Source organism: Streptomyces sp. NPDC030809 (genome assembly GCF_055572195.1).
In genome coordinates, this window is the sequence record NZ_JBVIDV010000002.1 from 83,218 (window position 1) to 110,098 (window position 26,881).

General features: G+C 71.4%; 25 protein-coding genes, 3 tRNA genes and 2 pseudogenes. 19 read left to right on the top strand and 11 right to left on the bottom strand.

Going from position 1 to position 26,881, the window contains the following annotated elements; translation table 11 throughout:
* Positions 1–431: 431 nt before the first annotated feature.
* Positions 432–1,468 (top strand): annotated as a pseudogene (locus ACZ407_RS03060) (amino acid--tRNA ligase-related protein); the annotation flags it as partial.
* A gap of 215 nt (positions 1,469–1,683) precedes the next feature.
* Positions 1,684–2,268 carry an HD domain-containing protein gene (locus ACZ407_RS03065; RefSeq protein ID WP_468125019.1) on the top strand — a complete coding sequence of 195 codons (585 nt, stop codon included), beginning with the start codon at positions 1,684–1,686 and terminating at the stop codon, positions 2,266–2,268.
* On the opposite strand, the gene ACZ407_RS03070 is transcribed toward ACZ407_RS03065, so the two are convergent.
* Positions 2,235–2,702: an NUDIX hydrolase gene (locus ACZ407_RS03070; protein WP_468125021.1), complete on the bottom strand. Its 468-nt coding sequence runs from the start codon at positions 2,700–2,702 to the stop codon at positions 2,235–2,237. The genes ACZ407_RS03065 and ACZ407_RS03070 overlap by 34 nt on opposite strands.
* Positions 2,689–3,462 carry an XRE family transcriptional regulator gene (locus ACZ407_RS03075; RefSeq protein WP_468125023.1) on the bottom strand — a complete coding sequence of 258 codons (774 nt, stop codon included), beginning with the start codon at positions 3,460–3,462 and terminating at the stop codon, positions 2,689–2,691. Before ACZ407_RS03075 ends, ACZ407_RS03070 begins: the two co-directional genes overlap by 14 nt.
* A gap of 95 nt (positions 3,463–3,557) precedes the next feature.
* Here ACZ407_RS03075 and ACZ407_RS03080 point away from each other — a divergent pair, with 95 nt between their 5' ends.
* The 9 genes from ACZ407_RS03080 (at position 3,558) to ACZ407_RS03120 (ending at position 9,855) form a co-directional block, all read left to right on the top strand.
* Positions 3,558–4,250, top strand: a complete 693-nt coding sequence (locus ACZ407_RS03080; RefSeq protein WP_468125025.1) for an HAD family hydrolase — start codon at positions 3,558–3,560, stop codon at positions 4,248–4,250.
* Positions 4,251–4,359: 109 nt separating this feature from the next.
* Positions 4,360–5,262, top strand: a complete 903-nt coding sequence (locus ACZ407_RS03085) for a radical SAM protein (protein ID WP_468125026.1) — start codon at positions 4,360–4,362, stop codon at positions 5,260–5,262.
* The gene (locus ACZ407_RS03090; protein ID WP_468125028.1) at positions 5,255–5,896 is read left to right on the top strand and encodes a P-loop nucleotide/nucleoside kinase family protein; all 642 of its coding nucleotides are present in this window, start codon (positions 5,255–5,257) and stop codon (positions 5,894–5,896) included. Before ACZ407_RS03085 ends, ACZ407_RS03090 begins: the two co-directional genes overlap by 8 nt.
* On the top strand, positions 5,814–6,485 hold the full coding sequence (locus ACZ407_RS03095; protein ID WP_468125029.1) for a class I SAM-dependent methyltransferase: 672 nt from the start codon (positions 5,814–5,816) through the stop codon (positions 6,483–6,485). The genes ACZ407_RS03090 and ACZ407_RS03095 overlap by 83 nt, the downstream gene beginning before the upstream one ends.
* A complete protein-coding gene (locus tag ACZ407_RS03100; protein ID WP_468125030.1) occupies positions 6,485–7,072 on the top strand; it encodes a class IV adenylate cyclase in 588 nt (195 codons plus the stop codon). Before ACZ407_RS03095 ends, ACZ407_RS03100 begins: the two co-directional genes overlap by 1 nt.
* Positions 7,073–7,107: 35 nt before the next feature.
* Positions 7,108–7,461, top strand: coding sequence for a hypothetical protein (locus ACZ407_RS03105; RefSeq protein WP_468125031.1), 354 nt, complete (start codon positions 7,108–7,110; stop codon positions 7,459–7,461).
* A 139-nt stretch (positions 7,462–7,600) separates the two neighbouring features.
* Entirely contained in the window at positions 7,601–7,762 is a 162-nt protein-coding gene (locus ACZ407_RS03110; RefSeq protein WP_376117963.1) for a hypothetical protein, read from the top strand.
* A gap of 87 nt (positions 7,763–7,849) precedes the next feature.
* Positions 7,850–9,061, top strand: a complete 1,212-nt coding sequence (locus ACZ407_RS03115) for a JmjC domain-containing protein (protein ID WP_468125033.1) — start codon at positions 7,850–7,852, stop codon at positions 9,059–9,061.
* Complete coding sequence (locus ACZ407_RS03120) at positions 8,995–9,855, top strand: aldo/keto reductase (RefSeq protein ID WP_468125035.1); 861 nt, start codon at positions 8,995–8,997, stop codon at positions 9,853–9,855. Before ACZ407_RS03115 ends, ACZ407_RS03120 begins: the two co-directional genes overlap by 67 nt.
* On the opposite strand, the gene ACZ407_RS03125 is transcribed toward ACZ407_RS03120, so the two are convergent.
* Positions 9,843–10,697, bottom strand: a complete 855-nt coding sequence (locus ACZ407_RS03125; RefSeq protein WP_468125037.1) for a hypothetical protein — start codon at positions 10,695–10,697, stop codon at positions 9,843–9,845. The genes ACZ407_RS03120 and ACZ407_RS03125 overlap by 13 nt on opposite strands.
* A gap of 56 nt (positions 10,698–10,753) precedes the next feature.
* Here ACZ407_RS03125 and ACZ407_RS03130 point away from each other — a divergent pair.
* Positions 10,754–10,987: pseudogene (locus ACZ407_RS03130) on the top strand (site-specific integrase); the annotation flags it as partial.
* Positions 10,988–11,121: 134 nt separating this feature from the next.
* Here ACZ407_RS03130 and ACZ407_RS03135 read toward each other — a convergent pair.
* From ACZ407_RS03135 to ACZ407_RS03145, 3 genes are all read right to left on the bottom strand, one after another.
* Positions 11,122–11,195: transfer RNA gene (locus tag ACZ407_RS03135), tRNA-Ile, on the bottom strand.
* 190 nt (positions 11,196–11,385) lie between these two features.
* A tRNA-Asn gene (locus ACZ407_RS03140) sits at positions 11,386–11,458 on the bottom strand.
* A 5-nt stretch (positions 11,459–11,463) separates the two neighbouring features.
* Positions 11,464–11,536: transfer RNA gene (locus ACZ407_RS03145), tRNA-Asn, on the bottom strand.
* A 158-nt stretch (positions 11,537–11,694) separates the two neighbouring features.
* Between ACZ407_RS03145 and ACZ407_RS03150 the strand changes: the two genes are divergently transcribed.
* From ACZ407_RS03150 to ACZ407_RS03165, 4 genes are all read left to right on the top strand, one after another.
* On the top strand, positions 11,695–11,991 hold the full coding sequence (locus ACZ407_RS03150; RefSeq protein WP_468125038.1) for a YtxH domain-containing protein: 297 nt from the start codon (positions 11,695–11,697) through the stop codon (positions 11,989–11,991).
* A gap of 95 nt (positions 11,992–12,086) precedes the next feature.
* On the top strand, positions 12,087–13,532 hold the full coding sequence (locus ACZ407_RS03155; RefSeq protein ID WP_468125039.1) for an FGGY family carbohydrate kinase: 1,446 nt from the start codon (positions 12,087–12,089) through the stop codon (positions 13,530–13,532).
* 129 nt (positions 13,533–13,661) lie between these two features.
* A complete protein-coding gene (locus ACZ407_RS03160; protein WP_468125040.1) occupies positions 13,662–15,395 on the top strand; it encodes an ABC transporter ATP-binding protein in 1,734 nt (577 codons plus the stop codon).
* Complete coding sequence (locus ACZ407_RS03165) at positions 15,392–17,314, top strand: ABC transporter ATP-binding protein (RefSeq protein ID WP_468125042.1); 1,923 nt, start codon at positions 15,392–15,394, stop codon at positions 17,312–17,314. The genes ACZ407_RS03160 and ACZ407_RS03165 overlap by 4 nt, the downstream gene beginning before the upstream one ends.
* Before the next feature lie 76 nt (positions 17,315–17,390).
* Here ACZ407_RS03165 and ACZ407_RS03170 read toward each other — a convergent pair whose 3' ends face one another.
* Complete coding sequence (locus ACZ407_RS03170; RefSeq protein ID WP_468125465.1) at positions 17,391–18,521, bottom strand: RNA polymerase sigma factor; 1,131 nt, start codon at positions 18,519–18,521, stop codon at positions 17,391–17,393.
* Between the two features lie 182 nt (positions 18,522–18,703).
* Here ACZ407_RS03170 and ACZ407_RS03175 point away from each other — a divergent pair, with 182 nt between their 5' ends.
* Together ACZ407_RS03175 and ACZ407_RS03180 are read left to right on the top strand one after the other, a co-directional pair.
* Positions 18,704–19,267: a hypothetical protein gene (locus ACZ407_RS03175; protein WP_468125043.1), complete on the top strand. Its 564-nt coding sequence runs from the start codon at positions 18,704–18,706 to the stop codon at positions 19,265–19,267.
* A complete protein-coding gene (locus ACZ407_RS03180; RefSeq protein WP_468125045.1) occupies positions 19,264–20,286 on the top strand; it encodes a nucleotidyl transferase AbiEii/AbiGii toxin family protein in 1,023 nt (340 codons plus the stop codon). Before ACZ407_RS03175 ends, ACZ407_RS03180 begins: the two co-directional genes overlap by 4 nt.
* A gap of 27 nt (positions 20,287–20,313) precedes the next feature.
* On the opposite strand, the gene dnaG is transcribed toward ACZ407_RS03180, so the two are convergent.
* From dnaG to ACZ407_RS03200, 4 genes are all read right to left on the bottom strand, one after another.
* The gene (dnaG, locus tag ACZ407_RS03185) at positions 20,314–22,218 is read right to left on the bottom strand and encodes a DNA primase (RefSeq protein ID WP_468125047.1); all 1,905 of its coding nucleotides are present in this window, start codon (positions 22,216–22,218) and stop codon (positions 20,314–20,316) included.
* Positions 22,219–22,266: 48 nt separating this feature from the next.
* Positions 22,267–23,529 carry an NAD(P)/FAD-dependent oxidoreductase gene (locus tag ACZ407_RS03190; protein WP_468125048.1) on the bottom strand — a complete coding sequence of 421 codons (1,263 nt, stop codon included), beginning with the start codon at positions 23,527–23,529 and terminating at the stop codon, positions 22,267–22,269.
* 93 nt (positions 23,530–23,622) lie between these two features.
* Positions 23,623–24,921, bottom strand: a complete 1,299-nt coding sequence (locus ACZ407_RS03195) for a deoxyguanosinetriphosphate triphosphohydrolase (RefSeq protein WP_468125050.1) — start codon at positions 24,919–24,921, stop codon at positions 23,623–23,625.
* 45 nt (positions 24,922–24,966) lie between these two features.
* On the bottom strand, positions 24,967–25,731 hold the full coding sequence (locus ACZ407_RS03200) for a sirohydrochlorin chelatase (RefSeq protein WP_468125051.1): 765 nt from the start codon (positions 25,729–25,731) through the stop codon (positions 24,967–24,969).
* A gap of 434 nt (positions 25,732–26,165) precedes the next feature.
* Between ACZ407_RS03200 and ACZ407_RS03205 the strand changes: the two genes are divergently transcribed.
* The gene (locus ACZ407_RS03205; RefSeq protein WP_468125052.1) at positions 26,166–26,822 is read left to right on the top strand and encodes a SanA/YdcF family protein; all 657 of its coding nucleotides are present in this window, start codon (positions 26,166–26,168) and stop codon (positions 26,820–26,822) included.
* Positions 26,823–26,881 lie beyond the last annotated feature (59 nt).

A 26,881-nucleotide genomic window follows, 5' to 3' on the forward strand; every position in this document is an offset into this window, starting at 1 on the left:
GGGGCAAGGCGAACAAGAATACGAAAAGCGATCCCTTCCGATCACGACCAGGGGTCATGAAACGTCCTAGCCCCGTAGCACTCCGCATCCCCTGCGTGCGGGAGCGTCGAACACCACGACATCAATCACGTTGCACCGAGCCACTCGAATGCTTACTGTCTCGGGCAACGCGTCGACGGAGACGAGTAGCCGAGGATCACGTGAGCAGAGAGAGCCGCCGGCAGCTGGGAAGGCGGACTCGCGCCCGAGGTGAAGACCCTCCTGAGCGCGGGGAGGAACGGCCGCCTGGCCCAATGCCCCGCCGGTTCGCCCCCGTCACAGGGCTGAATGAGGCTGCTGCCTTCGGGTGGCGGCGAAAGTGGGGTGGTACCGCGAGTTCCCTTCTCGCCCGCACTCCCAAAGGATCATGACGACGCCCCTGGAGGGCTGCGATGATCCACACTACGAGCCGCGTTCTGACCTCTGACCTACGCGGCCACATCGACCAGGCCGTCTCCGTGTCCGGCTGGGTGAACGCACTCCGACTGCAGCGCAAGATGCAATTCGTGATCCTGCGCGACCACTCCGGCATGGTCCAGGTGACCCACAAGCGCGACGGCGGCCCGCTAGAGGCCGTCCTTGAGTCCCTCACCCCGGAGTCCGCCGTCCGGATCACCGGGCACGTCGTGGACGCGCCCCAGGTAAAGCTCGGCGGTCTGGAGCTTGTCCCCGAGTCGGTCGAGGTGCTGAACCTGGCGGAGACGCCACTGCCGATCGACGAGCAGACCGGGCCCGAGCACCGGCTCGACTGGCGGTTTTTCGACGTCCGCAAGCGCGAGACCGCGCAGCTGGTGTTCGCCGTGCAGACGACCCTGGAGGAGGGGCTGCGCGAGTACGCCATGGAGCACGGCTGCACGGAGATGCACACCCCGAAGCTGATGGGGAGCGCCTCGGAGTCCGGGGAGGAGGTGTTCAAGCTCGGGTACTTCGACCGGTCGGCGTACCTGGCCCATTCGCCGCAGTTCTACAAGCAGATGGCGGTGGCGGCCGGTATCGACCGGGTCTTCGAGATCGGGCCGGTCTTCCGGGCTGAGCCCTCGTTTACCTCCCGGCACGCGACCGAGTTCACCGGTGTGGACGTGGAGCTGTCGTGGATCGACGACGTCGAGGACGTGATGACGTTCGAGGAGCGGATGCTCGCGCACGCCATTGCCAAGGTGGCCGCGGTCCATGGGGAGAAGATCCGGGAGGTGTTCGGGGTCGAGGTCGCTGTGCCGGGGGCGCCGTTCCCGCGGATCACAATGGCCGAGGCGCAGCAGATCCTGCAGGCCGGCGGCTGGGGCCCGAGGGGCTCAAGGAGGACCTGGACCCGGACGGTGAGCGCAGGATCGCCGCGCACATGAAGGAGCAGACGGGGCATGAGTTCGTGTTCATCACGCCCCTGCCGTGGCCCGCACCGCCACACCAGCGGTGGGCGTCGGCACGGGATGGGCTGGCGGCCCCTGGTGCCGCGCATCCACGCCAGCTCGCGGACTGGCTGCGGATCGGGGACGCCCGGCAGTTCCTCCGAAGCCTCTCCATGTGCAGGCCCATGCCGCGCACCCGCCCGGCATCGACGCGCAAGGACGTGAAGTGTCCCATGGCCTTCAGCCGCGAAGGCATCCTCAGGGTGTGCCTGGTACCTCGTTGGGCATGGACGTATCCATGGACGAGTCACTGGCCGAGTGGGCCCAACGCGTCGCGAAGGACGAATTGAGCAGCGTGCTGCCACGGCGCTGGGCGCATTCGCAAGGGGTGACGGCTCGGGCGGTTGAGCTTGGGCCGCTCCTTGGGGAGAGCGCCGATCTACTGGCCTCGGCGGCCGTGCTGCATGACGTTGGCTACGCACCCCGATTGGCAGCCACTGGGTTCCATCCACTCGACGGGGCCCGGTTCCTGCGTGATGAGCATGGTGCGGATGAGCGGTTGGTGCGGTTGGTGGCGAACCATTCGTTTGCGCTGCTGGAGGCCGAGGAGCGTGGGTTGAGGGAGGTACTGGAGCGCGAGTTCCCGTTGCTGGACGAGCCTCTGGTCGTGGACGCGCTCGTGTACTGCGACATGACGACGACGCCCGATGGTGAGCAGACCACCGCCGATAAGCGGGTGGCGGAGATCGTGGGCCGCTATGGGGCTGACAGTCTCGTGGGCCGCTTCATCCGTCGGGCTTCGCCGGAGATCTTCGCGGCCGTCGCGCGGGTGGAGGCAGCAAGCGTGGCTCAGCCGAGGTGGGGGTACGTGCCGGCGAGGTAGTCGCCGATCTGCTGGCGCATGCTGGCGTGGATGTCGTACTGGTCGAGGTCGGCGGGCGGGATGAAGCGGACGCCGTCGGCCTCGTCGTTGATCGTGGGCTCGCCGCCGATGGGGCGACCGATGTACGTGTTCTCGTACTGCTGGCGGATCTCGCCGTCGGTGTACGCGACGATGTGGTTCGGGTTGGTGTAGACGCCGAGGAAGCCGGTGATCTCGGCGACGATGCCGGTCTCCTCCAGGCATTCGCGCACCGCGCACTGGGCAGCGGTTTCGCCGATGTCCTGGGCTCCGCCGGGCAGGGCCCACTGTCCGGTGTCGCGACGGCGCTGGAGGAGGATGGCGCCGCTCTCGTCGACGACGAGCAGGTTGCTCGCGGGGATGAGGGTGTTCGCCTTCGGTGCGGCCGGGTCGTTGTAGTACTCAGTCCTGCCCATGTGCGGCGGTGCCCTCCTGATCGGGTGCCCAGGGCCTTGCGGTGGCCCAGACGGCTTCGAAGCTTTGAGCGTAGTTGTCGAACCACCCTGCGCCGTCAGCCCTCTTGAGGTGCAGGAGGGGGTTGGCGCTGGCGGGTCGGCCCCACACATGCGGGTTGACCAGCAGGTGGTCGTCGTAGCGGAACAAGGACGTGTACAGCGTGGTGTCGTGGAGCCGCACTTCGCAGCCGGCCTCGGGCAGCAGCGGGCGGTAGTAAGTAAGGGAGGCGCGGATCTTGGCGGCGAGCGTGTCGCCGATGCCTTCCTCGCGTCCTCGGATGGCGACGGCTTGGCCGCCCGGGTCTCCGAAGCACAGGCGTACGCGGACGCCGTCGGCGGCCCGCTCGGCAAGCATCTGGGCGACCCGGGGGTTGGACTGGGCGAAGAACGTGCCGGAGAAGACCAGCACACCGATCTGCTTCCGTGCCTCTCGGAGGAGGCTGAGCCACATGTCTCGGGGGACGCTGGCGCGGTTCTCGTAGGTGCCGACCAGTTCGCTGCCTGACGCGGCCGTGGGCTTGGTCGCCCGTGGCTGTGGGGCGGGCCAGAGGAAGGACTCCTCCACCCGGAGGTGTTGGGCGGCCCGGAACCGATGCCGTGGGTGCGGCACGCGACCGCCAAGCCAGCGGCCAACGGTCTTGGGGTCCACCTCGCAAAGCTCGGCGAGCGACTCGGGGGAGACGCCGCGCTGGGCGAGCACGGAGTGCAGTCGCTCGTTCACAGGTGTCATGCAAGCGGAGCCGGGAGTGATCGGGCAAGGACGTTTCGGGACGTTCCCGCGGCATGGGGAAAGGTGACTGTCCTTACGCTGACGCCATGCAGCTCATCGTCCTATGGGACATCGACCACACCCTCATCGAGAACGCAGGCGTCAGCAAGGAGATCTATGCCGCCGCCTTCTCAGCCCTCGTTGGTCACGCCCCTGTGGGGTCGGCCCGGACGGAGGGCCGGACGGATCGCCTGATCATGCGCGGGATGTTCCAGCAGCACGGGCGGGAAGAGCCTGAGTGGTCCCTGGTCGAGGCAGCTCTCACCGAGGCCGGCCAGAGGCGCCAGGAGGATCTGCGCCGTCGGGGGACGGCGCTGCCAGGAGTGCGCGACGTACTTCTGATGGCATCGGCGCATCCCGGCTGGGTGTCCTCGGTGCTGACCGGGAACATCGCGGCCAATGCCCGAGTAAAGCTGTCCGCCTTCGATCTCGATCCGCTGCTGGATCTGCCTGTTGGGGCGTATGGGGCCGATGCCGAGCAGCGGCCCGATCTCGTCGCGGTCGCGCGGGAACGGGTCCAGCGCCTACGGGGCGTAGGTGAAGACGTCCCGGTCGTGCTGATCGGGGATACCCCCCGGGACGTCGAGGCCGCCCTCGCCACCGGCTCGGAGATCATCGCCGTCGCCTCCGGTATCCACAGCGCCGACGAGCTGGCAGCCGCCGGCGCGTCCGTCGTGCTGCCAGACCTGTCGGACACAGAACGGGTCATCGCGCTCCTGGAGGGCTTCGCGGGCCGCTGAAACGTCCCGGGACGTCCTCGGGAGCGTCCGTATACGCGGTGATGCGGTCCCAGCCCCCTCGGCCACGATCAGGGCTCCAACGAGGCGACTGGTCGAAGGGGGCCCACACGTGATCGGGGAAGTCACCGGGATCCGCAGGATCCGGATGCTGTACCTGCAGCTGCTGTACCGCTGCAACTTCGAGTGCCTGCACTGCTTCCACGGCACGCGGCTCCAGCACGCCGACGCGTTCACCGCCGAGCAGGCCGCGAACCTCCTCACCCTCATGCGCGAGGAGTACGGCACCGAGGCCGTCACCCTGCTCGGCGGCGAGCCGTTCGTCTACAAGGAGCTCGGCCGCGTCGTCCGGCACGCCAAGCAGGAGCTGGGCCTCCAGGTCGAGATCTGCACGAACGGCTACCGGATTGAGCGCCGGCTCACCGAGATCGCCCCTTACGTGGACTTGCTGCGGATCTCGCTGGAGGGCATCGGCTCGACCAACGACCACATCCGCAAGGCCGGCAGCTACGAGAGTGCGCTGTGCGCTCTCGACCTCGCCCGGGAGCTCGGCGTCCGCACCGGGGCGACCATGACGGTCACCTCCAGCAACATCGACGAGGTCCTGCCGTTGGCCCGCACACTCCAGAACCTCGGCGCGCGCCAGCTCAAGCTGCACTGCCTGCGACCGGTCGGCCATGCCGCCAACCACCCCGAGCTGCTGATCACCGACTCCGCTGCGTACGCCCGCCTGCGCGAGCAGCTCCAGGACACCCAGCTGGCCATCGAGGTGATCGTCGACGAGGACCTGTCCGAGGACGGCGCCCCCGAGATCTGCACCCCCGTAGGCGGACCGGTGGAGATCGAACGGATCGAAGCCGATCCGCGCGGCGCGCTGACCATGTCCTGCAAGGCCGTCGGCAAGGACTCCCACGCCTTCTGGTACGACAAGCTCGCCGACCACATCGTCCACCGCCCGACCGCCACCGACGAGCTCACCCTTGCGGTGCCCGAAGTGGTGTACGCCCGTGTATGACCACCCGCGGTTCGAGAGCATCGAAGGGCTGCGCGGCACCGGCAAGTCGACGATCGCTCCCATGCTGGCCGCGGCCCGGGAAGCTGTCCTGGTCCCGACCGTGCCGGCCTTCTACCAGCCGCTGCGGCGGGAGGTGGACAGACGGGGGAACGTGGAGGCCCGGATGTGCTTCTACCTCTCCGCCCTGTTCACCGCGGCCGACGAGATTCGGCGGTACCTGTCCGCCGGGACCTCCGTCGTCGTGGAGAGCTACTTCGCCCGCTGCCTGGCCAACCACCGTGCGCTCGGCGCCCGCTTCGGCATCACGCTGCCGCCCGCCCTGCCGCAGCCGGTCACGTACTACCTGGTGTGCGCGGAGGACGAGCGCCAGGCCCGGCTCGCCAGCCGGGACAAGCCGGACTCCCGCTGGGACGCCCTGGTCGAGAGCGCTTCGGGCCGCGTTACCGACGCCTACGCGGGGTTCCCGATGTACCCCGTGGACACCACCGGCCGCGGCCCCGACGAGGTCCTTCAGGCGATCCTCGCCACCGACACCCAAGGAGCGCACGCCCGTGCAGACGCAGAGCCTATGGGAGCACACCCTCACCTTCTTCCCCCAGTTCCTCGCCGCGCTGAGGGAGCACACCGCGCCTGACGCCACGGTCGCCGTCGTCGGAGCCAGTGACGGCAAGTTCATCCTGCCGCTGGCCGCCGTCGGCTACCGCGTCGTGGCCATAGAGCGCGACCCGCTCGCCCTGCACGGTGGCGAGGTCCACCTTCCGGGTGACGAGCACGCCCACGCGCTGGGGCTGATCGACCGGCTCAAGCTGGAGGAGCTGTACGACCGCGTGCAGGTGGTGGAGGAGGACTTCCTCACCGGCGAGCCGCTGGACTCGCCCTGCGACGCCGTCTGGACGAGTTGCTCGTGGCACTACAGTGCCAACCACCACCGCCCGCTCGCCGAGTTCGTCGACCGCATGCAGCGCCTCGTGCGTCCCGGGGGCCTGTTCGGCGCGGAGTTCATGATGCCCGTCGAGCAGCGCCACTTCCTGGTCGAGCACTACACGTCCCCCGAAAAGCTCCGCCGCCACTTCATCGGCGACTGGGACGTCCTGCTCACGCTGCGGACGACCGAGTTCACCGAGCGGGCCCACGTCGGGCAGCTCCAGGACCACACCCACCGCATGGGCCTGCTCCTGGCGGCCCGTACGCCCACCCTGCACCGCTACGGGAAGAAGGACTGATGAAGCACGAGTACGAGGCGAAGTTCCTGGCCGTCGACGTCGCCGACCTCCAGGACAGGCTGACCAGGCTGGGCGCCGTCCAGGCGTTCCCCCAGACCCTCCTCACCCGCAAGATCTTCGAGAACGACAACCTGGACGGCGGGGCCTGGCTCCGCCTGCGAGACGAGGGCACCCGCTCCACGCTCACGCTCAAGCAGGTCACCGACTCCACCACGATCGATGGCACCACCGAGATCGAGACCGAGATCGCCGACCTGCACGCCATGGCGGACATCCTCCGCCAGCTCGGTCTGCGCGAGGTCCGCTACCAGGAGAACTACCGCGAGGAGTGGCGCCTCGGAGAGGTCGCCTTCGACTTCGACACCTGGCCCGACCTCCCCACCTTCGTCGAGATCGAGGGCCCCGACGAGGCGTCCGTCCGTCAGGCCGCCGCCTTGCTCGAACTCGACTACACCGAAGCCCGGTTCGGCAGCGTGGACGAGATCTACAAGAGCGAGGCGGGCCGCGACATCCTCGCCGAGCCCACGCTCCTCTTCTCGGACGCCGAGAAGGGCGGCCCCACCCCCGTGGCCGTTCAGGCCGACTGAACTGTGAAGGCCGCGCAGTGCTTCTGGAACTGGGCATGCCACCCCGAGTGATCCCCGGCATCGCCGACTTCGCGCGCGGTGGGCTGCCCGCTGCGGCAGCGACCGACGACGGCAACCGGTGGGAGGACGGCCGCTGCTGGCTCTGCTGCGGACAGCAGTGGACCCGCGTCCTGTGGATCGGCCCCGTCAGCGTCGCCGGCGCCCAGGCACCCATGTATGCCTGTGGGCCCTGCAGTCAGGAGCTCCAGGAGCGGGTCTGGCAGGCGATCCTCCTGGGCGGTGAGCCGACCCGCCCGGCGCAGCCCGAGCCACATCCCGGCATGGGGTCGCCGCCCTCCGAGCCCAACGGTGGACGCCACCGCCCGCCGGGACAGCGCCTGCGCCCGTGAACGCAGGCCCCTGAACCCCGCCCCTGTGGTGAAACCCCACGGCCACGGGGGCGGCCCCTCGCAGTACCTGACTAGCACCTCCGCACACCAAAGCTTCCCGCCGGACCCGGCGGGAGATCGGTAGAGGAAGGAGCACCAAGTGAAGGACACCAAGCCCTCCGTCGAGGAGGGCCTCCTGGTGGCCGTGGAAGCCCTCGCGAGCGTCCACGACCGGCACGACAGCAACGCCTCCGACCCGGGACAGGGCTCGTCGGGCGACGGCCCCTGGCCCACCGGTGACGGGCTGAACCACGCGGCGTAAGCGCCGCCGGCTCCAGGGCGGAGGGGCCACGGTGCGCGACCCCTCCGCCTTTCACGTCCCATCCGAGACAGGGAAAGGGAACGGCTCATGGAACACCGTCTGGTCCACGCAATCGAAGAGGCGCTGGGATGGGATGGCCCGGCACCGCTCGGGACGAGGTTCGCCCGGGGCAGCATCAGCGACCCCGAGGTCGTCACCAGGCTCCTCACGCCGCAGCGGCTGCTCGACATGGTCATGCGCCGGAGCGTGTCCAACCCGCAGTTCCGGTTCTTCAAGGGCGGCGCGGAGATGCACCCCGACGCCTACCTGAACCGGCAGGTCACACCCCGCGGGCAGGCCATACCGATGGCGGACATGCGCCGCGTCGGCAACCACCTGCGGGACGGAGCGACGCTGGTCCTCGACCAGTCGAACGTCTTCGACCCCACCATGGAGGTGGCGTGCCGGGCGTTGCAGTGGTGGTCGCGCGAGCACGTCCAGGCGAACGTGTACCTGACCACGAACGACGCCTCTGGCTTCGACCTGCACTGGGACGACCACGACGTCGTCATCGTCCAGCTTGCCGGCGAGAAGCAGTGGGAGGTACGCGGTGCCTCCCGGCCGGTGCCGATGTACCGGGACGCTGAACGGAACAACATGCCCAGCGAGGAGATCGTGTGGACCGGCGCCATGAAGGCCGGCGACGTCATGCACATCCCGCGCGGCTACTGGCACGCGGCCACCCGCGTCGGCCACGGTGACGGGCACAGCACCCATGTGACCTTCGGCTTCGCCAAGCGCACCGCCGTGAGCTGGCTGACCTGGCTGGCCGACTGGTCCCGCCAGGAGGAGATCTTCCGCCACGACCTCAACCGCTGGGCCAGCCCCGACCAGCAGCAGGACCAGCAGCGCCAGCTGGCCACCGCAGCCTCCCGCCTCATCGACGCCCGCGACCCGGCGGAGTTCCTCCGGCGCCGCGAGCAGGAAGCCCCGCCCGGCCGCCACGTCCCCTTCCTGGACATCTTCGGCCCCCTGGAGGCCGCGGTGTGCGTCACCGACTTCCCGCCGGCGATCACGGAGGACGGGGAGACGGTCGTCGTGGAGGCGGCGGGCAAGAAGCTCACCTTCGCGGCCAAGGCCCTGCCCGGCCTCCGCGCGCTGCTAAGCGGGTACCCCGTACGGCTGGACGAGGCCGCCCGATCGGTGGGCGCCGAGGTGGAGGCACTGGCGAAGATCCTGGTGGAGGAGGAACTGTGCGCGAGCCTGACCCCCGAATTGTCCTCGGGCTACACCGGTCTCGTTACGAACGCCGGATCCTGACCAGCGCGCTGGACCTCGGCATCACCGCCATCGACACCAGCTTCAACTACCGAGGCTTCACCGCCCACGCCGCCCTCGCAGCAGTCGCAGGTGATCTCCTGCCCCATTTCACGCTCTCCACGAAGGTCGGCTTCTTCCCCGCCGGCAGCCAGGCCGAGCACTCCCTCGACCCGACCCGCCTCCGGGCAGCCCTCGAACAGACCCACCGCGGCCTGCGTCGTATGCCGGATCTGGTGTTCCTGCACAACCCGGAACGCTCACTTCCCTCCCCCACGGCCGCGAACCGGGACGCCCTCGGCCGGGCATGCGCCGCCCTGACAGCAGCCGTGGAAGCGGGGCTGTGCGGGGCCTGGGGCATCTCATCCTGGGATCCCCGGCCCCTGCCTGGCCTGGTCGACGCCAGTCTGCCCAGTCCCGCCGTGCTCATGGTCCGCGCGGGTCTCCTCGCCGGAGTCGACGTCCTCGAAGCGTCCGAAGCACTCGCAACGCGGTGGGGCCTCACCCCGGACGAGGTCTGGGGAATGAGCCCATTCGGAGGCAATCCGGCCGATCCCGTATGGGGACGTCTCGACCCTCGCATCTTCATCGAAGACGCGGATGACGCCCCCTCCGGCCTTCAGGCCGCGTTCCGCACGGCCTTCTTGCTCCCAAGGGTGGGAAGGATCGCCGTCGGTACGGACAGCCCTTCCCACCTCCGGGAGCTGGTCGACGCGCTCCGGTACGAACCCGACGCAGGCAGGCTGCGGACGTACCGCCGGCTCCTTTGGCAGCGGGCCGAACGTCAGGCGCCCTGAAGGTCCGCCGCGACCTGCTCCGCCATCTGTCGGGCGGGGTCGAGGCGCGGGTCCTCAGGATGCGCATCCGGGGCGAGGATCTTCGCGCAGACGAACAAGGTCATCAACTTGCCGTCCCGGCTCTCCAGGTCGTGCCGCCGCTCGTGGCGTACACGCTCGGCCAGAGCCGGGACGGCAAGGGAGTTACCCCACAACGAGGCGGCGTCCAGGCCCCGCGGGGCCATGCCCCAGTCCTCCCAGTCGAACAGGCAGAACTTCGGGGCAGTCATGTTCGCCCAGTTCAGATCCGCATGTGCCGGGTGCCAGCGGCTCACCGTCGTGTCCACGCCGTCGGGCAGAAATCGGCGAATCGCCTCCGCGACACCGCTCTGGGTGATCGTCAAGGTATCCGGGGTGGCTACGCGCCTCGTGGACTGTCCGGCCAAGGCATCCAGCGAAGCGTTGAGCGCCCGCCACCACTCATCAGACAACTCGGGGACGACGGCCAGAACGCTGCTGCCGACCGGTGCACCGGGCAAGAGGTCCGTCTCGTCGGCTCGCCACATCACGTCGTCCGACTGCCTCCATGCCAGGCCTCGATGCCACTTGGGCTTAACTACGCCTTCGAGGAGAGCAGCGCACTCAGTGCCATTCCACCCCTGGCTTCCGATCTTGTCCAACCGGCGGCGCTCCATACGCACCCACGTCCCGCGATCGGTGCGCGCGCCCAGGGATCGTCGCTTACGCACCAGGCTTTCCCGGTCGAGTTGCGCTCGGAGCGCCTGCTCGACTTCGTTGAGCACGTCGTCCACAGGCTCAACTCGAAGGTCGGCACGGACAGTGGTGGACAGGGAAGACGACACTGGACCTCCTTGGCGACTGAATGACGCTAGCAAGAACCACGCGTCCGGACCGGCCATCGGTGTCCGAGACCTTTCGGCGGATCCTTGCGAGCACCGATCTACCGCCGATCAGCCTTCGTGATCTACGCCACGTCGCAGCGCATGCCGGTGGCGGGGACCTTCACACGATCAAGGAGACGCTGCGGCACTCCACGATCACGCTCACCTCGGACACGTACACGAGTCTGCTGCCCGAGGTGGACAGGGCTGCTGCCGAGGGAGCTGCTCGGGTCGTGCCGCGGGCTCGGAAGGCGGCGGGCGCGGAAACCGCCGCTCACGCATCGCTCACGCCCCAGGGGGTAAACGACAAGGTGCCCCGACCCGGCGAGACCGGGCGGGGCACCAAGGCGGCCGGTCAGAACGTTTCTTCTGACCAACCTTGCGGTGGGGCGGGTGGGACTCGAACCCACGGCCGACGGATTATGAGTCCGCTGCTCTAACCGGCTGAGCTACCGCCCCTCGACGGCGTGGCGCGTACATGTGTGCGCGCCGTCTGCCGCAGCATAGCCGCTCATACGATCTCCTGCTTCGGATGCCCGGTGTGATCGGCTTCGCTTGCCCAGTGAGACCGCTCTGCGCGCTGCCCGGTTCCGGGAAACGGCCGGGAAAACACGAAAGAGGACCCACCAGGGGGTCCTCTTTCGTTCCGCTCCCCCGGCTGGACTCGAACCAGCAACCCTCCGGTTAACAGCCGAATGCTCTGCCAATTGAGCTACAGGGGATCGCGCTCCCCCGACTGGACTCGAACCAGTAACCTGCCGGTTAACAGCCGGCTGCTCTGCCAATTGAGCTACAGGGGATTGCTGCGTTGCACCGAACAGCCCCACCTCCGGCTTGCCGGGGGGCGGGCGCCCGTTGCGAGACATAGATTAGCGCAAGCAGGGGGGTGCTCCGCCAATCGGTATCGGCAGACGTACCGCAGGGCGGTCGGGCACCGGCTCAACGAAGGGTGGCAGGCATGCGTTACAAGCTCACGTTCGTCGTCGGACTGGCCCTCGGGTACGTGTTCGGGACGCGTGCGGGGCGGGAGCGCTACGAACAGCTGAAGAAGTCCGCGCAGGACCTCGCGCACAACCCGGCGGTGCGCAACGCCGCCGAGAGCGCCGGCCAGACCGGGCGCCAGTACGCGGGCAAGGCGTTCCACGCGATGAGCGACAAGGTCGGCGACGCCATGCCGGCCGCGCTCGCCGGGCGGATGCGCTCGCTGCGGGACCGCAACGGCTTCGACGACGACTGGGGCACCAGCAACACCTGAGCCCCGGGAACCCCCGGGGCCCGCCCGCGGGCGGAGCGCAAAGCGGGGGCCGGGGCGCGGTCCGTCCGGCGGGGTGGTGCGGCAGAATCTCCGTCATGGGGATAGTCGCCGGGCTGGACAGCTCTTCCACCTTCACTCGCATCGTCGTCTGCGACTCGGACACGGGTGCCGTACTGCGGCAGGGCTACGCGCCCCACCCCCAGCCCGAGGGCGAATCCACACCGCACGAGACCGATCCGCAGTCCTGGCTGCTCTCGCTGGGCGAGGCGGCCGGCGGCGGCCTGCTGGAGGGCGTACAGGCCATCGGCGTCTCCGCCCAGCAGCACGGGCTGCTGCCGCTGGACGCCCAGGGCGGCCTGGTGCGGCCGGCCCTCGTCGGCAACGACAAGCGGCCCCAGGTGGCGGCCCTCGACCTGATCGACGCGCTGGGCGGCCGGCAGGCGTGGGCCGAGGCGGTGGGCTGCGTCCCCCAGCCTGCGCAGCCGGTGGCGAAGCTGGCCTGGCTGGCCCGCAACGAACCGGAGGCGGCCCGCCGCACCGCCGTGCTGATGCAGCCGCACGACTGGCTGGTCTGGCAGCTCCTGGGCCGGCCGGCCCGCCGCACCACCGACCGCGGCGCCGCCTCCGGCACCGGCTACTGGTCCCCGCGCACCGGCTCCTACCGGCCCGATCTGGTGGAGCTGGCGCTCGGGCACCGGGCCGTGCTGCCGGAGGTGCTCGCGCCCTCCGACGCGGCCGGCACCACCCCCGAAGGGCTGCTGATCTCCGCCGGCACCGGCGAGACCATGGCGGCCGCCCTGGGCCTGGGCCTGGGGCCCGGGGACGCGGTGGTCTCCCTGGGCGCCTCCGGCTCCGTCATGGCCGTGCACCACGAGGCGGTGACCGAGCCCGGCGGGATGGTCACCTCGCTCGCCGACGCGGCCGGCATGCACCTGCCCGTCGTGCACACGTCCAACGCGGTACGGACCCTGCGCGGCACCGCCGAGCTGCTGGGCACCGATCTGGAGGGGCTGTCGGCGCTGGCCCTGAAGTCCACCCCGGGCGCCCACGGGCTGGTCATGCTGCCCTACCTGGAGGGCGAGCGGACCCCGGAGCTCCCCCACACCGCCGGCACCCTCAGCGGGCTGCGCCGGGACTCGATGAAGCCGGAGCACCTGGCCCGGGCGGCCTTCGAGGGCATGCTCTGCGGGCTGGTGGACGCCCTGGACGTGCTGCGGATGCGCGGGGTGGAGATCCGCCGGGTGTTCCTGCTGGGCGCGGCGGCCGGGCTGCCGGCCGTGCAGGCGGCCGCTCCCGGCCTCTTCGGCACGCAGATCGTGGTCCCCCAGCCGGCGGACTACGCGGCCCTCGGGGCGGCCCGGCAGGCCGCCTGGGCCCTGGGCGTCCAGCAGGGCGTCCTGGCCCCGCACACCCCGCCGGCCTGGCAGGGGGCGGCGGTGCAGGTCTTCGAGGCGGGCGAGGAGTACGCGGCCTGGCAGGCGGTGCGCCAGCAGTACGTGGCCACCCGGGAGCAGCTGCACCCCGGGGCGTTCCAGGCCTAGGCCGGGCCCGGCTCCGTACGGCTGGTCTGCGCAAGGCTTTGGCCCGGCTTTGCGAAAAAGGGTGGGGCTCCGCGTCGCGGTTGGCCGAAGATGGGGTGAACCCCCGATCTTGCGACCCGGAGCCTACGCGTGCTCATCAGACTTCTGCGGACCCATCTGGGCCCGTACCGGAAACCCATCGCGCTGCTGGTCCTGCTCCAGCTCCTGCAGACGAGCGCGACCCTCTACCTGCCCACCCTGAACGCCGACATCATCGACAACGGCGTCGTCAAGGGCGACACCGGCTACATCCTGGGCTTCGGTTCCCTGATGCTCGGGGTCAGCCTCGTCCAGCTGGTGTGCAACACAGGAGCCGTCTACTTCGGCGCGCGCACCGCGGCCTCGCTCGGCCGGGACGTCCGCGCCGCCGTGTTCGACCGGGTGCAGAGCTTCTCCGCCCGGGAGCTCGGCCAGTTCGGGGCGCCTTCGCTGATCACCCGGACGACGAACGACGTCCAGCAGGTCCAGATGCTGGTGCTGATGGCCTTCACCCTGATGGTCTCGGCCCCGATCATGTGCATCGGCGGCATCGCGATGGCGCTGTCCCTGGACGTGAAGCTGTCCGGGGTGCTGCTGGCGGTGGTGCCGGTCCTCGGCATCGCGGTCGGCAGCATCGTCTACCGCACCCGGCCGCTGTTCCGGCAGATGCAGACCCGCCTGGACACGGTGAACCGGGTGCTGCGCGAGCAGATCACCGGCAACCGGGTGATCCGCGCGTTCGTCCGGGACGCGTACGAGAAGGACCGGTTCCGGGAGGCGAACGCCGGGCTGACCGGGGTCTCGCTGTCCGCCGGACGGCTGATGGCGTTCATGTTCCCGACGGTGATCGTCGTGGTGAACATGTCGAGCGTGGCCGTGGTCTGGTTCGGTGCGATGCGGATCGACAGCGGGGGCATGGAGATCGGCGCGCTGACCGCCTTCCTCGCCTACCTGATGCAGATCGTGATGTCCGTGATGATGGCCACCTTCATGTTCATGATGGTGCCGCGCGCGGAGGTCTGCGCCGAGCGGATCCAGGAGGTACTGGACACCGAGACCAGCGTGGTGCCCCCGGTCGACCCGGTGCGGGAGCTGCGCGAGCGCGGTTCGCTGGAGCTGCGGGGCACGGACTTCCGCTATCCGGGTGCCGAGGCCCCCGTCCTCATCGGGGTGGACCTGGTGGCCCGGCCGGGCGAGACCACCGCGGTCATCGGGTCCACCGGCAGCGGGAAGTCCACACTGCTGGGCCTGGTGCCGCGGCTGTTCGACGCGACGGGCGGCGAGGTGCTCGTGGACGGCGAGGACGTGCGGCGCATCGATCCCGCGCTGCTCTCCCGTACGGTCGGGCTGGTGCCGCAGAAGCCGTACCTGTTCTCGGGGACGGTGGCCTCGAACCTGCGCTACGGGCGGCCCGACGCGACCGACGAGGAGCTGTGGCGGGCGCTGGAGGTGGCCCAGGCCAAGGAGTTCGTCTCCGCGCTGGAGGGCGGCCTGGAGGCGCCGATCACCCAGGGCGGCACCAACGTGTCGGGCGGGCAGCGCCAGCGGCTGGCGATCGCGCGGACCCTGGTGCAGCGTCCGGAGATCTACCTGTTCGACGACTCGTTCTCGGCCCTCGACTACGCGACGGACGCGGCGCTGCGTGCGGCGCTCGCCCGGGAGACCGAGGACGCGACGGTCGTGATCGTCGCGCAGCGCGTGTCGACGATCCGCGACGCCGACCGGATCGTGGTCCTCGACGAGGGCCAGGTGGTGGGAGTCGGCCGGCACCACGAGCTGATGGCCGGCAACGAGACGTACCGGGAGATCGTGCTCTCCCAGCTGACGGAGGCGGAGGCCGCATGAGCGGGCCCGGTGGACGGATGATGATGGGGCCCGCCCAGCGGTCCCTGGACTTCAAGGGCTCGGGCCGGCGGCTGCTGAAGCAGCTGGCGCAGGACCGGGTCAAGCTGTGGGGCATGGTCGCGGCCGTGGTCGGCAGCGTCACGATGACGGTGATCGGGCCGAAGATCCTCGGCAAGGCCACCGACCTCGTGTTCGGGGGGATCGTGGGCCGGCAGATGCCGGCCGGGATCACCAAGGAACAGGCCTTGGAGCGGCTGCGCGCCAGGGGCCAGGGCGGCATGGCGGACATGCTGTCGGGCACCGACTTCACCCCGGGCAAGGGGATCGACTTCGGTGCGGTGGGCTCGGTGGCGCTGTGGGCGCTGCTGGTGTTCACCCTGGCCGGCCTGTTCATGCTGGTGGCGACCCGGCTGTCGAACCACGTGATGAACGGCATGCTCTTCCGGATGCGCGGGGAGCTCCAGGCGAAGCTGTCGCGGCTGCCGCTGTCGTACTTCGACCGGCAGAAGCGCGGCGAGGTGCTGAGCCGGGCCACCAACGACATCGACAACATCGGCCAGACCCTCCAGCAGACGATGGGCCAGCTGCTGAACTCGCTGCTGACGATCGTCGGCGTGCTGGCGATGATGTTCTGGATCTCTCCGCTGCTGGCGCTGGTCGCGCTGGTGACGGTGCCGGTGTCGGTGGTGATCGCGGCGCGGATCGGCAAGAAGTCCCAGCCGCAGTTCGTGGCCCAGTGGAAGAGCACGGGCGCGCTGAACGCGCACATCGAGGAGATGTACTCGGGGCACACCCTGGTGAAGGTCTTCGGCCGGCAGCAGGAGTCCGCGGCGGTGTTCGCGGAGTCCAACGAGGCGCTGTTCCGGGCCTCGTTCCGGGCCCAGTTCGTCAGCGGGCTGATGCAGCCGGTGATGTTCTTCGTCTCGAACATCAACTACGTGCTGGTGGCGGTCGTCGGCGGGCTGCGGGTGGCCTCGGGCACCCTGTCGATCGGCGACGTGCAGGCGTTCATCCAGTACTCGCGGCAGTTCTCGATGCCGCTGACGCAGGTGGCGTCGATGGCGAACCTGGTGCAGTCCGGCGTGGCCTCGGCCGAGCGGGTCTACGAGCTGCTGGACGCGCCCGAGCAGGCGCCGGACTCCGAGCTCCCGGAGCGCCCGGCCGAGCTCAAGGGCCAGGTGACCCTGGACAAGGTGGCGTTCCGCTACGAGCCCGACAAGCCGCTGATCGAGGACCTGTCGCTGTCGGTGGAGCCGGGGCAGACGGTGGCCATCGTCGGCCCGACCGGGGCCGGCAAGACCACGCTGGTCAACCTGCTGATGCGGTTCTACGACGTGACGGGCGGGACGATCTCCCTGGACGGGGTGGACATCTCGCGCATGACCCGCGAGGAGCTGCGCGCGGGCATCGGCATGGTGCTCCAGGACACCTGGCTGTTCGGCGGGACCATCGCGGAGAACATCGCGTACGGCGCCTCCCGCGAGGTGACCCGTGCGGAGATCGAGGAGGCGGCGAAGGCCGCCCACGCGGACCGGTTCGTGCGGACCCTGCCGGACGGCTACGACACGGTGCTGGACGAGGAGGGCGCCGGGGTCAGCGCGGGCGAGAAGCAGCTGATCACGATCGCGCGGGCGTTCCTGTCGGATCCGGTGATCCTCGTCCTCGACGAGGCGACGAGCTCCGTGGACACCCGTACCGAGGTGCTCATCCAGAAGGCGATGGCGCGCCTGGCGCACGGCCGGACCTCGTTCGTGATCGCGCACCGGCTGTCCACGATCCGCGATGCGGACGTGATCCTGGTGATGGAGAACGGCTCGATCGTGGAGCAGGGCTCGCACGCGGAGCTGCTCGCGGCGGAGGGCGCGTACGCGCGGCTGTACGCGGCGCAGTTCGCGCAGGCGGTCGCCGAGGTGGACTGACCGGGCGGCCGCTCGCGGACCGGCGCGGAGGGGGAGGGCTGCGGCCCTCCCCCTCCGGCGTTCCGGCGTGACGGCGTCAGTCGAGGTAGCCGCGGAGCTGGTCGGCGAAGGCGTGGTCGCGGAGCTTGTTGAGGGTCTTGGACTCGATCTGGCGGATGCGCTCGCGGGTGACCCCGAAGATGCGGCCGATCTCCTCCAGGGTGCGGGGGCGGCCGTCGGCGAGTCCGTAGCGGAGCTGGACGACCTTGCGTTCGCGTTCGCCGAGGGTGGAGAGCACGGCCTCCAGGTGCTCGCGGAGCAGGAAGAACGCGGCCGATTCGACCGGCGAGGCGGCGTCCCCGTCCTCGATGAGGTCGCCGAGGGCCACGTCGTCCTCCTCGCCGACCGGAGCGTGCAGGGAGACCGGTTCCTGGGCGAGCCGGAGCACCTCGCCGACCCGCTCGGGGGTCAGTTCCAGCTGGCAGGCGACCTCTTCGGCGGTGGGCTCGTAGCCGCGCTCCTGGAGCATCCGGCGCTGCACCCGCACCACGCGGTTGATCAGCTCCACGACGTGCACCGGGACCCGGATGGTGCGGGCCTGGTCGGCGAGGGCGCGGGACATGGCCTGGCGGATCCACCAGGTCGCGTACGTGGAGAACTTGTAGCCGCGCGCGTAGTCGAACTTCTCGACGGCACGGATGAGTCCGAGGTTGCCCTCCTGCACGAGGTCGAGCATGGTGAGGCCGCGGCCCACGTACCGCTTGGCCACGGAGACGACCAGGCGCAGGTTGGCCTCGATGAGGCGGCGTTTGGCCATGCGGCCCATGACCACGAGCCGGTCGAGGTCGACGGCGAGCTGGGAGTCCAGGTCGGTGGCGGTGCTCAGCTTCTCCTCGGCGAAGAGCCCGGCCTCGACCCGTCGGGCGAGTTCCACTTCCTCCGCCGCGGTGAGCAGCGGAATCCTGCCTATCTCGCGCAGGTACTGCCGGAACAGGTCGGAGGTGGGCCCCCCGGTGTCGTTCCGTTTGCGCTGCTCGGGCAGGTCCGCGTCGAGTCCGGCCTCGGGCATGTCCCCGTCGGACATGTCCGGCCCGGGCCCGTCCGTCTCCGGCGCGTCGGGCTCGGGCGCCTCCGCGGCGGGCAGGTCGGCGCCCACGGGGTGCTCGGCCGGGCTCGCCGGGGACACGGCTTCGGTCAGGGTCTGGGTCTGCACGGGGGCGACCTCCAGGGCTCCGAGGACTCAAGCACCGCTCCTCAGTGTGGGGTACGACACATCACGGCCACGAGGGGCGTGCGGGCACTTTCTGAGTCCGGTGCGTGACCGGATGGTTACCCACCGGGGGAACTCCGATGCGGACTCGCACACACGTCTGAGAAGATCGCGCGGTGTACGAGGCTTGTGAGACGCACGTGACCGTCCGGTGCGCCGGGACGGAGCTGGGCCGGCTGGAACGGTGGGCCGCCGGGCGCGGTCTGAAGGTGACGCACATCGTCCTGGCGCGGGGCCGGATGACCTCGCAGCCGATGCTGACCCTGCCCGGCCGCGAGGGGCACCCGGAGCTGGTGGCCGCCCTGCGCGCGGACGGCTTCGAGCCGGTGCGGGTCAAGGTGGAGACGGTGCCGTGGACCGCGGAGCCGGCCGGCCCCGGCGGCGGGTACTTCGAGCACCACCTCAAGCTGCGCCTGGAGCCCGGCTTCGACCGCCCGGCCCTGGAGGCGCTGGCGGTGCGGCACGGGGCGCACCTGTCGTGGAACGCGCGCCGGGTGCTGTCCGGCGGCCGCCACGAACGGTTCGTCACCCAGCGCCGCCCGGGACCGGCGGGGGCCGCGGCCGCCGGGGCGGCCTGCGATGCGCTGGCGGCCGAGCTGCGCGGCGCCGGGTACGAAATCCGTTCGGAGGAGCGGGAGTACGTGCTGTACGACAGCGACCTGTCGGTGGACGAGGGCTGGATCGAGGAGGGGGAAGCCGCATGAGCGGAACGGGGCACGAGAGCGCGGACGGGGCCGGGACCTGGGACCGGTTCAGCTGCTGGAGCACCGAGGTGCCGAGGACCCCGCTGTCCGAGGAGCGGCGGCGGGAGCGGGACCTGCCGCACACCCTGCGGCCCGTCCTCGGCGAGGACCTCACCCAGCTGCCGGTGTTCGATCCGGCGCTGAAGCAGTTCTCCAACGGCTACCGGGCGGCCGACCCCGTCTTCGGGGACCCGGCGCGGACCGCCGCCTGGCGGCGGGCCCGGCGCGCGGCGCTCGACACGGTGCTCGCCGCCGTCGCCGACTCCCCGTGGGTGGACAACCTGGTGCTGCGCGGCAGCGTGCTCCTCGCCGGCTGGTTCGGGGAGGCCGCGCGCGAGCCGGGCGACCTCGACTTCGTCGTCCTGCCGCGGACCTGGCGGATGGAGGACGGGCGCACCGCGCGGATGCTGGACGGGATCGCCCTCGGCGCGCAGCAGCGGGCCGGGGCCGCCGGGCTGCGGATCTCCGCGCGGGACGCGGCCACGGACGAGATCTGGACGTACGACCGGGTGCCGGGCCGCCGGATGGTGCTGCCCTGGGAGGCCGACGGGCTGCCGGGCGGCCACGTACAGCTCGACTTCGTCTTCAACGAGCGGCTGCCGCTGCCCCCGGAGCCGGTGTACGTGCCGGGGCTCGCGGGCGGCGAGGGGGCCGTGCTCCAGGCCGCCACGCCGGTGCTGTCCCTGGCGTGGAAGCTGCTGTGGCTGCTCACCGACTCCCACCCGCAGGGCAAGGACCTCTACGACGCGGTGCTGCTCGCCGAGCGGCACCCGGCACCGTGCGAGTTGGTGACGACGCTGTGCCGGGATTCGGGCGAATGGCCGCGCGACGAGGTCCGGTTGGGGCACTTCGAGCAGCTCGCCCGCGAGGTCGGGGTGGAGTGGCGGCACTTCGAGAGCGAGTACCCGGGGCTCGCCGGCCGCCACGAGGAGCTCACCGGCCGCCTGCTGGCCGCGCTGGCTCCCGCCTTCCCCGCCTGAGCCGGGGCGCGGCGTCCGGTCAGCGCACTAGAGCGCGGCCGCGCCCTTGTTGCGCAGGGACTGGCCGTACTGCTGGAGGACCCAGAGCTCGTTCTGTACGGCCGCGAGCCGGTCCGCCGGGCCGTTCGGGCCCAGGCGGGCCAGGGAGCCCTGGATGTCGTGGACCCGGCGGTCCACGGCGCGCAGCCGGACCTGGACCAGCTGCACCCCGGCGTAGACCTCGTCCACCGTCTTCGCGTGGATGGGCTCGACGGCCAGCTCGGTGACCATCGCGCGGACCGTGTCGTTCGGCGCGGCCTCGCGGACCTTGGCCAGGTAGTCCGGGCCGCCCTGCGCGGCGCCGCCGGCGTCCTGGATGGCCTGGCGGACCGTCGCGTACGGGGGCGCGGTGAACTCGTCCACCCCGTACGCGTCGAAGGCCGGGGAGACCAGCTCGGGGCGCTGGAGTGCCAGCTTCAGCAGCTCCCGCTCGGTGCGGTGGGCGGGGCTGCGCAGGTTCAGCGCGGGGCCCGGGGCCGCCGCGGCCGGGGCGGGCGCGGCCGTCTCGTACGCGGCCCCGGCCCGGGCGGACTGCTGCGGGGACCGGCTGCCGCGCTCGCGGGCCCAGCGGGCGAGCTGCGCCACCCGCTTGACGACGAACTGCTCGTCGCGCACGCCGAGCATGCCCGCGAGCTGGACGGCGGACTCGTGCTGGATGGCGATGTTCTTGATGTGGGCGACGACCGGGGCGGCCTCGTCGAGGGCGGCGGCCCGACCGGCGGGGTTCTCCAGGTTGTGCCGGGACACGATGTGGCGCAGGGCGAACTCGAAGAGCGGGGTGCGGGACTCGACCAGGTCCTCCACGGCCTGGTTGCCCTCCGCGAGCCGCAGCTCGCAGGGGTCCATGCCGCCCGGGGTGATGGCGATGGAGGTTTCCGCGGCGAACTTCTGGTCGTCCTCGAAGGCCCGCAGGGCGGCCTTCTGGCCGGCCGCGTCCCCGTCGAAGGTGAAGATCACCTCGGCGGTGGCGTTGTCCATCAGCAGCCGCCGCAGGATCTTGATGTGCTCGCCGCCGAAGGCGGTGCCGCAGGTGGCGATGGCGGTGGTGACCCCGGCCAGGTGGCAGGCCATGACGTCGGTGTAGCCCTCGACCACGACCGCCCTGCTGGTGCGGGCGATCTCCTTCTTGGCGAGGTCGATGCCGTAGAGCACCTGCGACTTCTTGTAGATCGCGGTCTCGGGCGTGTTGAGGTACTTGGGGCCGTTGTCGTCGTCGCGCAGCTTGCGGGCGCCGAAGCCGACGACCTCGCCGGTGATGTCGCGGATGGGCCACATCAGGCGGCCGCGGAACCGGTCGATGGGCTTGCCGCTGCGGCTGTCCTGGGCGAGGCCGGAGAGGATCAGCTCCTTGTCGGTGAAGCCCTTGCCGCGCAGGAAGCGGGTCAGGTGGTCCCAGCCGGCCGGGCTGTAGCCCACCCCGAAGTGGGCGGCCGCGGCCTGGTCGAAGCCGCGCCCGGCGAGGAACTTCCGGGCGATCTCGGCCTCGGGGCTCTCCAGCTGGTCCACGTAGAAGGCGGCGGCCGCCTTGTGCGCCTCGACCAGCCGGATCCGCTCCCCGCGGCCGCTGGTGCCCGCGGTGTAGCCGCCCTCCTCGTACCGGAGGGTGATGCCGGCGGTGCCCGCCAGCCGCTCGACCGCCTCCGAGAAGGAGAGGTGGTCGATCTTCATGATGAAGTCGAGGGTGTCCCCGCCCGCCTGGCAGCCGAAGCAGTGGTACAGGCCCTTGCTGGGGCTGACCTGGAAGGACGGGGACTTCTCGTCGTGGAAGGGGCAGAGGCCCTTGAGGTTGCCGCCGCCGGCGTTGCGCAGCTGGAGGTATTCGGACACCACGGCGTCGATCGGGACCGCGTCCCGTACCGCCTTCACGTCGTCGTCGTTGATCCTGCCTGCCACGCGTGAAGTCTACGGCCGCGGTCGGACAAACCTCTCGGCGGTCCGCGCTCAGCCGGTCAGGGACTCCAGCGGTACGGACGGGTCGGCGAGCCGGTCCGGGTCGGGGGTGCTCCCGGACCTGATCAGGGCCTGGATGTGGGGGGTGACGTCCCACACGTTCACGTTCATCCCGGCGAGCACCCGGCCTCCGGAGAGCCAGAAGGCGATGAACTCGCGCTTGGCGGCGTCCCCGCGGATCAGCACCTGGTCGTAGCTGCCGGGCGGGGCGTAGCCCGAGTACTCCATGCCGAGGTCGTACTGGTCGGAGAAGAAGTAGGGGACGCGGTCGTACGCGACCTCCTGGCCGAGCATGGCGCGGGCGGCGGCCGGTCCGCCGTTGAGGGCGTTGGCCCAGTGCTCCACGCGCAGCCGGGTACCCAGGAGCGGGTGGTGGGCGGCGGCCACGTCGCCGGCGGCGTAGACGTCCGGGTCGGAGGTGCGCAGGGAGGCGTCCACGGCGATGCCGCCGCCGTGCTCGCGGTCGACGAGGGCCAGTCCGGCGGCCTCGGCGAGCGCGGTGCGGGGGGCGGCGCCGATGGCGGCGAGCACGGCGTGCGCCGGGTGCTCCTCGCCGTCGTCGGTGCGGGCGGCGAGGACCATGCCGTCCTGGCCGGTGATCTCGGTGAGCCGGGTCCCGAAGTGGAAGCGGACCCCGTGGGCGGTGTGCAGGTCGGTGAACAGCCGGCCGATCTCGGGGCCGAGGACGGCGTGCAGGGGGGTGGGCTCGGGTTCGACGACGGTGACCTCGGCGCCGTAGCCGCGGGCGGCCGCGGCCACCTCCAGGCCGATCCAACCGCCGCCGGCGATCACCAGGTGGCCGTTGTCCCTGCCCAGGGCGGTGAGCACCCGGCGCAGCCGTTCGGCGTGCGCGAGGCGGCGCAGGTGGTGGACCCCGGCGAGGTCGGTGCCGGGGATGTCCAGGCGGCGCGGCTCGGAGCCGGTGGCCAGGAGCAGCCGGTCGTACGGGACGAGGGTGCCGTCGCCGAGGGTGACGGTCTTCGCCTCGCGGTCGAGGCGGACGGCGGGCTGGCCGAGGTGCAGCTCGATGTCGGCGCGGGCGTACCAGGCCGGCTCGTGCACGAAGACGGAGTCCCGCTCCTCCTTCCCGGTGAGGAAGCCCTTCGACAGCGGGGGCCGTTCGTACGGGTGGTCGCGCTCGTCGCAGATCATGATCACCCGGCCGGTGAACCCCTCGTCCCTGAGCGTTTCGGCCGCCTTTGCTCCGGCGAGCCCTCCGCCGACGATGACGAACGTCCGGTGTGCGTCGACCACCTGATGCCTCCTCATAACCTCTGAGCCACTTGCGACCGTATGCGAGCGTCCCGCACTGAGCCTGCCCCGTGAAGAGGCCGTGGCCCGATCGGCTCACCCCCGGCGCGCCGTGAGGCGGGCGTGGAGGCTGCGGGCGGAGGCGTCGGTGAGGGAGGCGATCTGGTCGATGACGGCGCGTTTGCGGGCCCGGTCGTCGGGTGCGGCGTCGAACAGGGCGCGGAACTGGGGGTCGAGGCCCTCGGGGGCGCGGGCGCTGAGCGCCTCGGCCAGTTCGGCCAGGACGATGCGCTGGTCGGCGCGCAGCCGCTCCTGCTCCTCGCGCTGCATGACGTACAGGTCGGCGACGGCCTTGAGGACCGCGCACTCGTTGCGGGTCTCGCGGGGTACGACGAGTTCGGCGCCGTAGCGGGTCAGGCGGCCGGGGCCGAAGGCCTCGCGGGTGGCGCCCTCGGCGGAGAGGCAGAACCGGCCGATGAGCTGGCTGGTGGCGTCCTTGAGCCGGGCCTGCGCGACGGCCGAGCCGTCGTACCCGTGCGGCCACCACTCCTCGCCCATCAGCCGGTCGAGGGCCTCGCTCAGCTCCTCGGGCTCGGTGCCGGCGGGGACGTAGCGTCCGATGGCCACGCGCCAGATGTCGGTGCGCTCGGGCTCGGCGAAGAGCAGGTTGGGGTCGAGGTGCCCGGCGTGCAGGCCGTCCTCGAAGTCGTGCACGGAGTACGCGACGTCGTCGGACCAGTCCATGACCTGGGCCTCGAAGCACTTGCGGTCGGCGGGGGCGCCGCGGCGCAGCCACTCGAAGACCGGCAGGTCGTCCTCGTACGCCCCGAACTTCACCGAGTCGGGGTCGGTGGGGTGGCCGCCGCGAGCCCAGGGGTACTTGGTGGCGGCGTCGAGGCAGGCCCGGGTGAGGTTGAGGCCGACGCTGGTCAGCTCGCCGGTGCCGGGGTCGGTGGTGAACCGCTTGGGTTCGAGGCGGGTGAGCAGCCGCAGGGACTGCGCGTTGCCCTCGAACCCGCCGCAGTCCTTCGCGAACTCGTTGAGGACCTCTTCGCCGTTGTGGCCGAAGGGCGGGTGGCCCATGTCGTGGGAGAGGCAGGCGGCCTCGACGAGGTCGGGGTCGCAGCCGAGGGCGGCGCCGAGCTCGCGGCCCACCTGGGCGCATTCGAGGGAGTGGGTGAGCCGGGTGCGGGGGCTGGCGTCCCAGTCCCAGGACCGGGTGCCGGGGGTGACGACCTGGGTCTTTCCGGCGAGGCGGCGCAGCGCGGCGGAGTGCAGCACGCGGGCGCGGTCGCGCTGGAAGGCGGTGCGGCCGGGCCGTTTGTCGGGCTCGGGGGCCCAGCGTTCGGTGGCGGAGGGGTCGTAGAACGTGTCGGGTGCGGTGCTGCCTTCCATGCAGAGACGTTAACCGGACGGACCGACAATCCGGGTGCAAACGGCTCAGGCGGCCGTTTCCAGGCGGGCGGCGGGGTGCGGGCGGGCCGGGGCCCGGTCGTAGCGGTGCAGGAGCAGCCGGGCGAGGGCCGGGTGGTCGCCGAGGGGCGCGGCGGCGGGGCCGGGGCCGGCGGCGGCGCACTGGGCGGCGAAGCGGCCGGGGGCGGTGAAGTACGAGGCGACGGCGATGCGGTGGTGGCCGCGGGCGGTGAGGGCGCGGACCGCCTCGGGGACGGTGGGCGCGGCGGCGGAGGCGTAGCCGGGGAGCACGGGGGTGCCGCCGAGGCGTTCGGAGAGCATGCGGGCGGTGCGGCGGGCGTCGTCGGCGGACTGCGGGTCGCGCGAGCCGGCGGCGGCGAGGACCACGGCGGCGCCTGCGCCGGGCGTCCAGCCGGTCTCGGCCAGCCGGTCGGCGAGGGCCTCGACGAGGAGGTGGTGCGGGCCGAGGGGGGCGGCTGTGCGGGTGCGCAGGCCGGTGGCGGCGGCCGCGCGCGCGGCGGCCCGGGGCAGGTCGTGCTTGACGTGGTGGCCGCGGCCGAGGAGGAGCGGGACGAGGACGGCCTCGCCGGATCCGTCGAGGGCGGCGAGGGTGTCGTCGAGGAGGGGCTCGTTCAGCTCGATGTGCCCGAGCCGGACGCGGAGCCGGGGCCGGAGCTCGCGGACCCGGTCGAGCAGGGCGGTCACGCTGTGCAGGGCCCGGGGGTCGCGGCTGCCGTGCGCGACGGCGACGAGGGTGGGGGCGGCGGGATCGGCGGGGGTGCGGTGCTGCATGCGGGGGCTCCGTTCCGGCGGGGCCCCGGCGGGCGAAGGCCGCTGAGCTGGGTGCCGAGCTGGGCGGTGATGCGGCCGAGCAGGTCGGCTGCGCTGGCGAAGGGGAACAGCGGTTGGGGTGGCGGCGGGGGTGCGGGCGAGGGCGGCGGTGAGGACGGGGAAGGGGACTCGGGAGGGCGGGCCGGCTCCGTCATGGGCCGATCCTCGCGGGCGCAGGTTGCCGTGCCGTTGCGCGGGCGTGACGAGTGTTTTCCGGCGGCTCACCGGGCGGGGCGGCCGGTTGTCAGTGGCGGGTGCTTTGCTGGTCGCAGCAGGTGGACGGGGGTGCGGGCCGGCGGATCGCCGGCCCGCCGGATGAAACCGCGGCGGGGCGGGGCGCGTCCACAGGGGGGAGATCATCGGCGCGGCCCCGGCCGCGCCAGGACGGGGGGACCATGAGCATCCGAGCGTGGCGGCGGACCGTCCAGGCCGTGATGGCGGTGTGCGTGCTGGCGCTGCTGCCCTCCGCCTGGACCCATGTGACGGCCGCGGACCGGCTGCGGACGACGGCGGACGCACCGGCGTCCGACGTGGCCGTGGTGTTCGGGGCCGGGCTGTGGCGCGGGCGCCCGACGCCGTACCTGGCGCACCGGCTGGACGCGGCCGCCGAGCTGTACCGGACGGGCAAGGTCAAGGTGGTGCTGGTGACCGGGGACAACAGCCGCACCGAGTACGACGAGCCGGACGCGATGCGCACCTACCTGACGGCGCACGGCGTGCCCGACGACCGGGTCGTGAGCGATTACGCGGGCTTCGACACCTGGGACTCGTGCGTGCGCGCGAAGAAGATATTCGACGTGGACCGGGCCGTGCTGATCAGCCAGGGCTTCCACATACGCCGGGCGGTCGCGCTGTGCCGGGCCGCCGGGGTGGAGTCGTACGGGGTCGGGGTGTCCGAGCCGCTGGACTCGGTCTGGTACTACGGCGGCGCCCGGGAGGTGTTCGCGGCGGGCAAGGCGGCCCTGGACGCGGCGCTGAAGCCGGATCCGCACTTCCTCGGCCCCCGCGAGCCGGGCGTGGAGCATGCGCTCGCGGCGGCTGAGGGGCGCTGACAGGGCTGGGGCGCTCTGGCAGACTGGCCGACCGTCGGTGTGTGGCGGCCCGTCACATC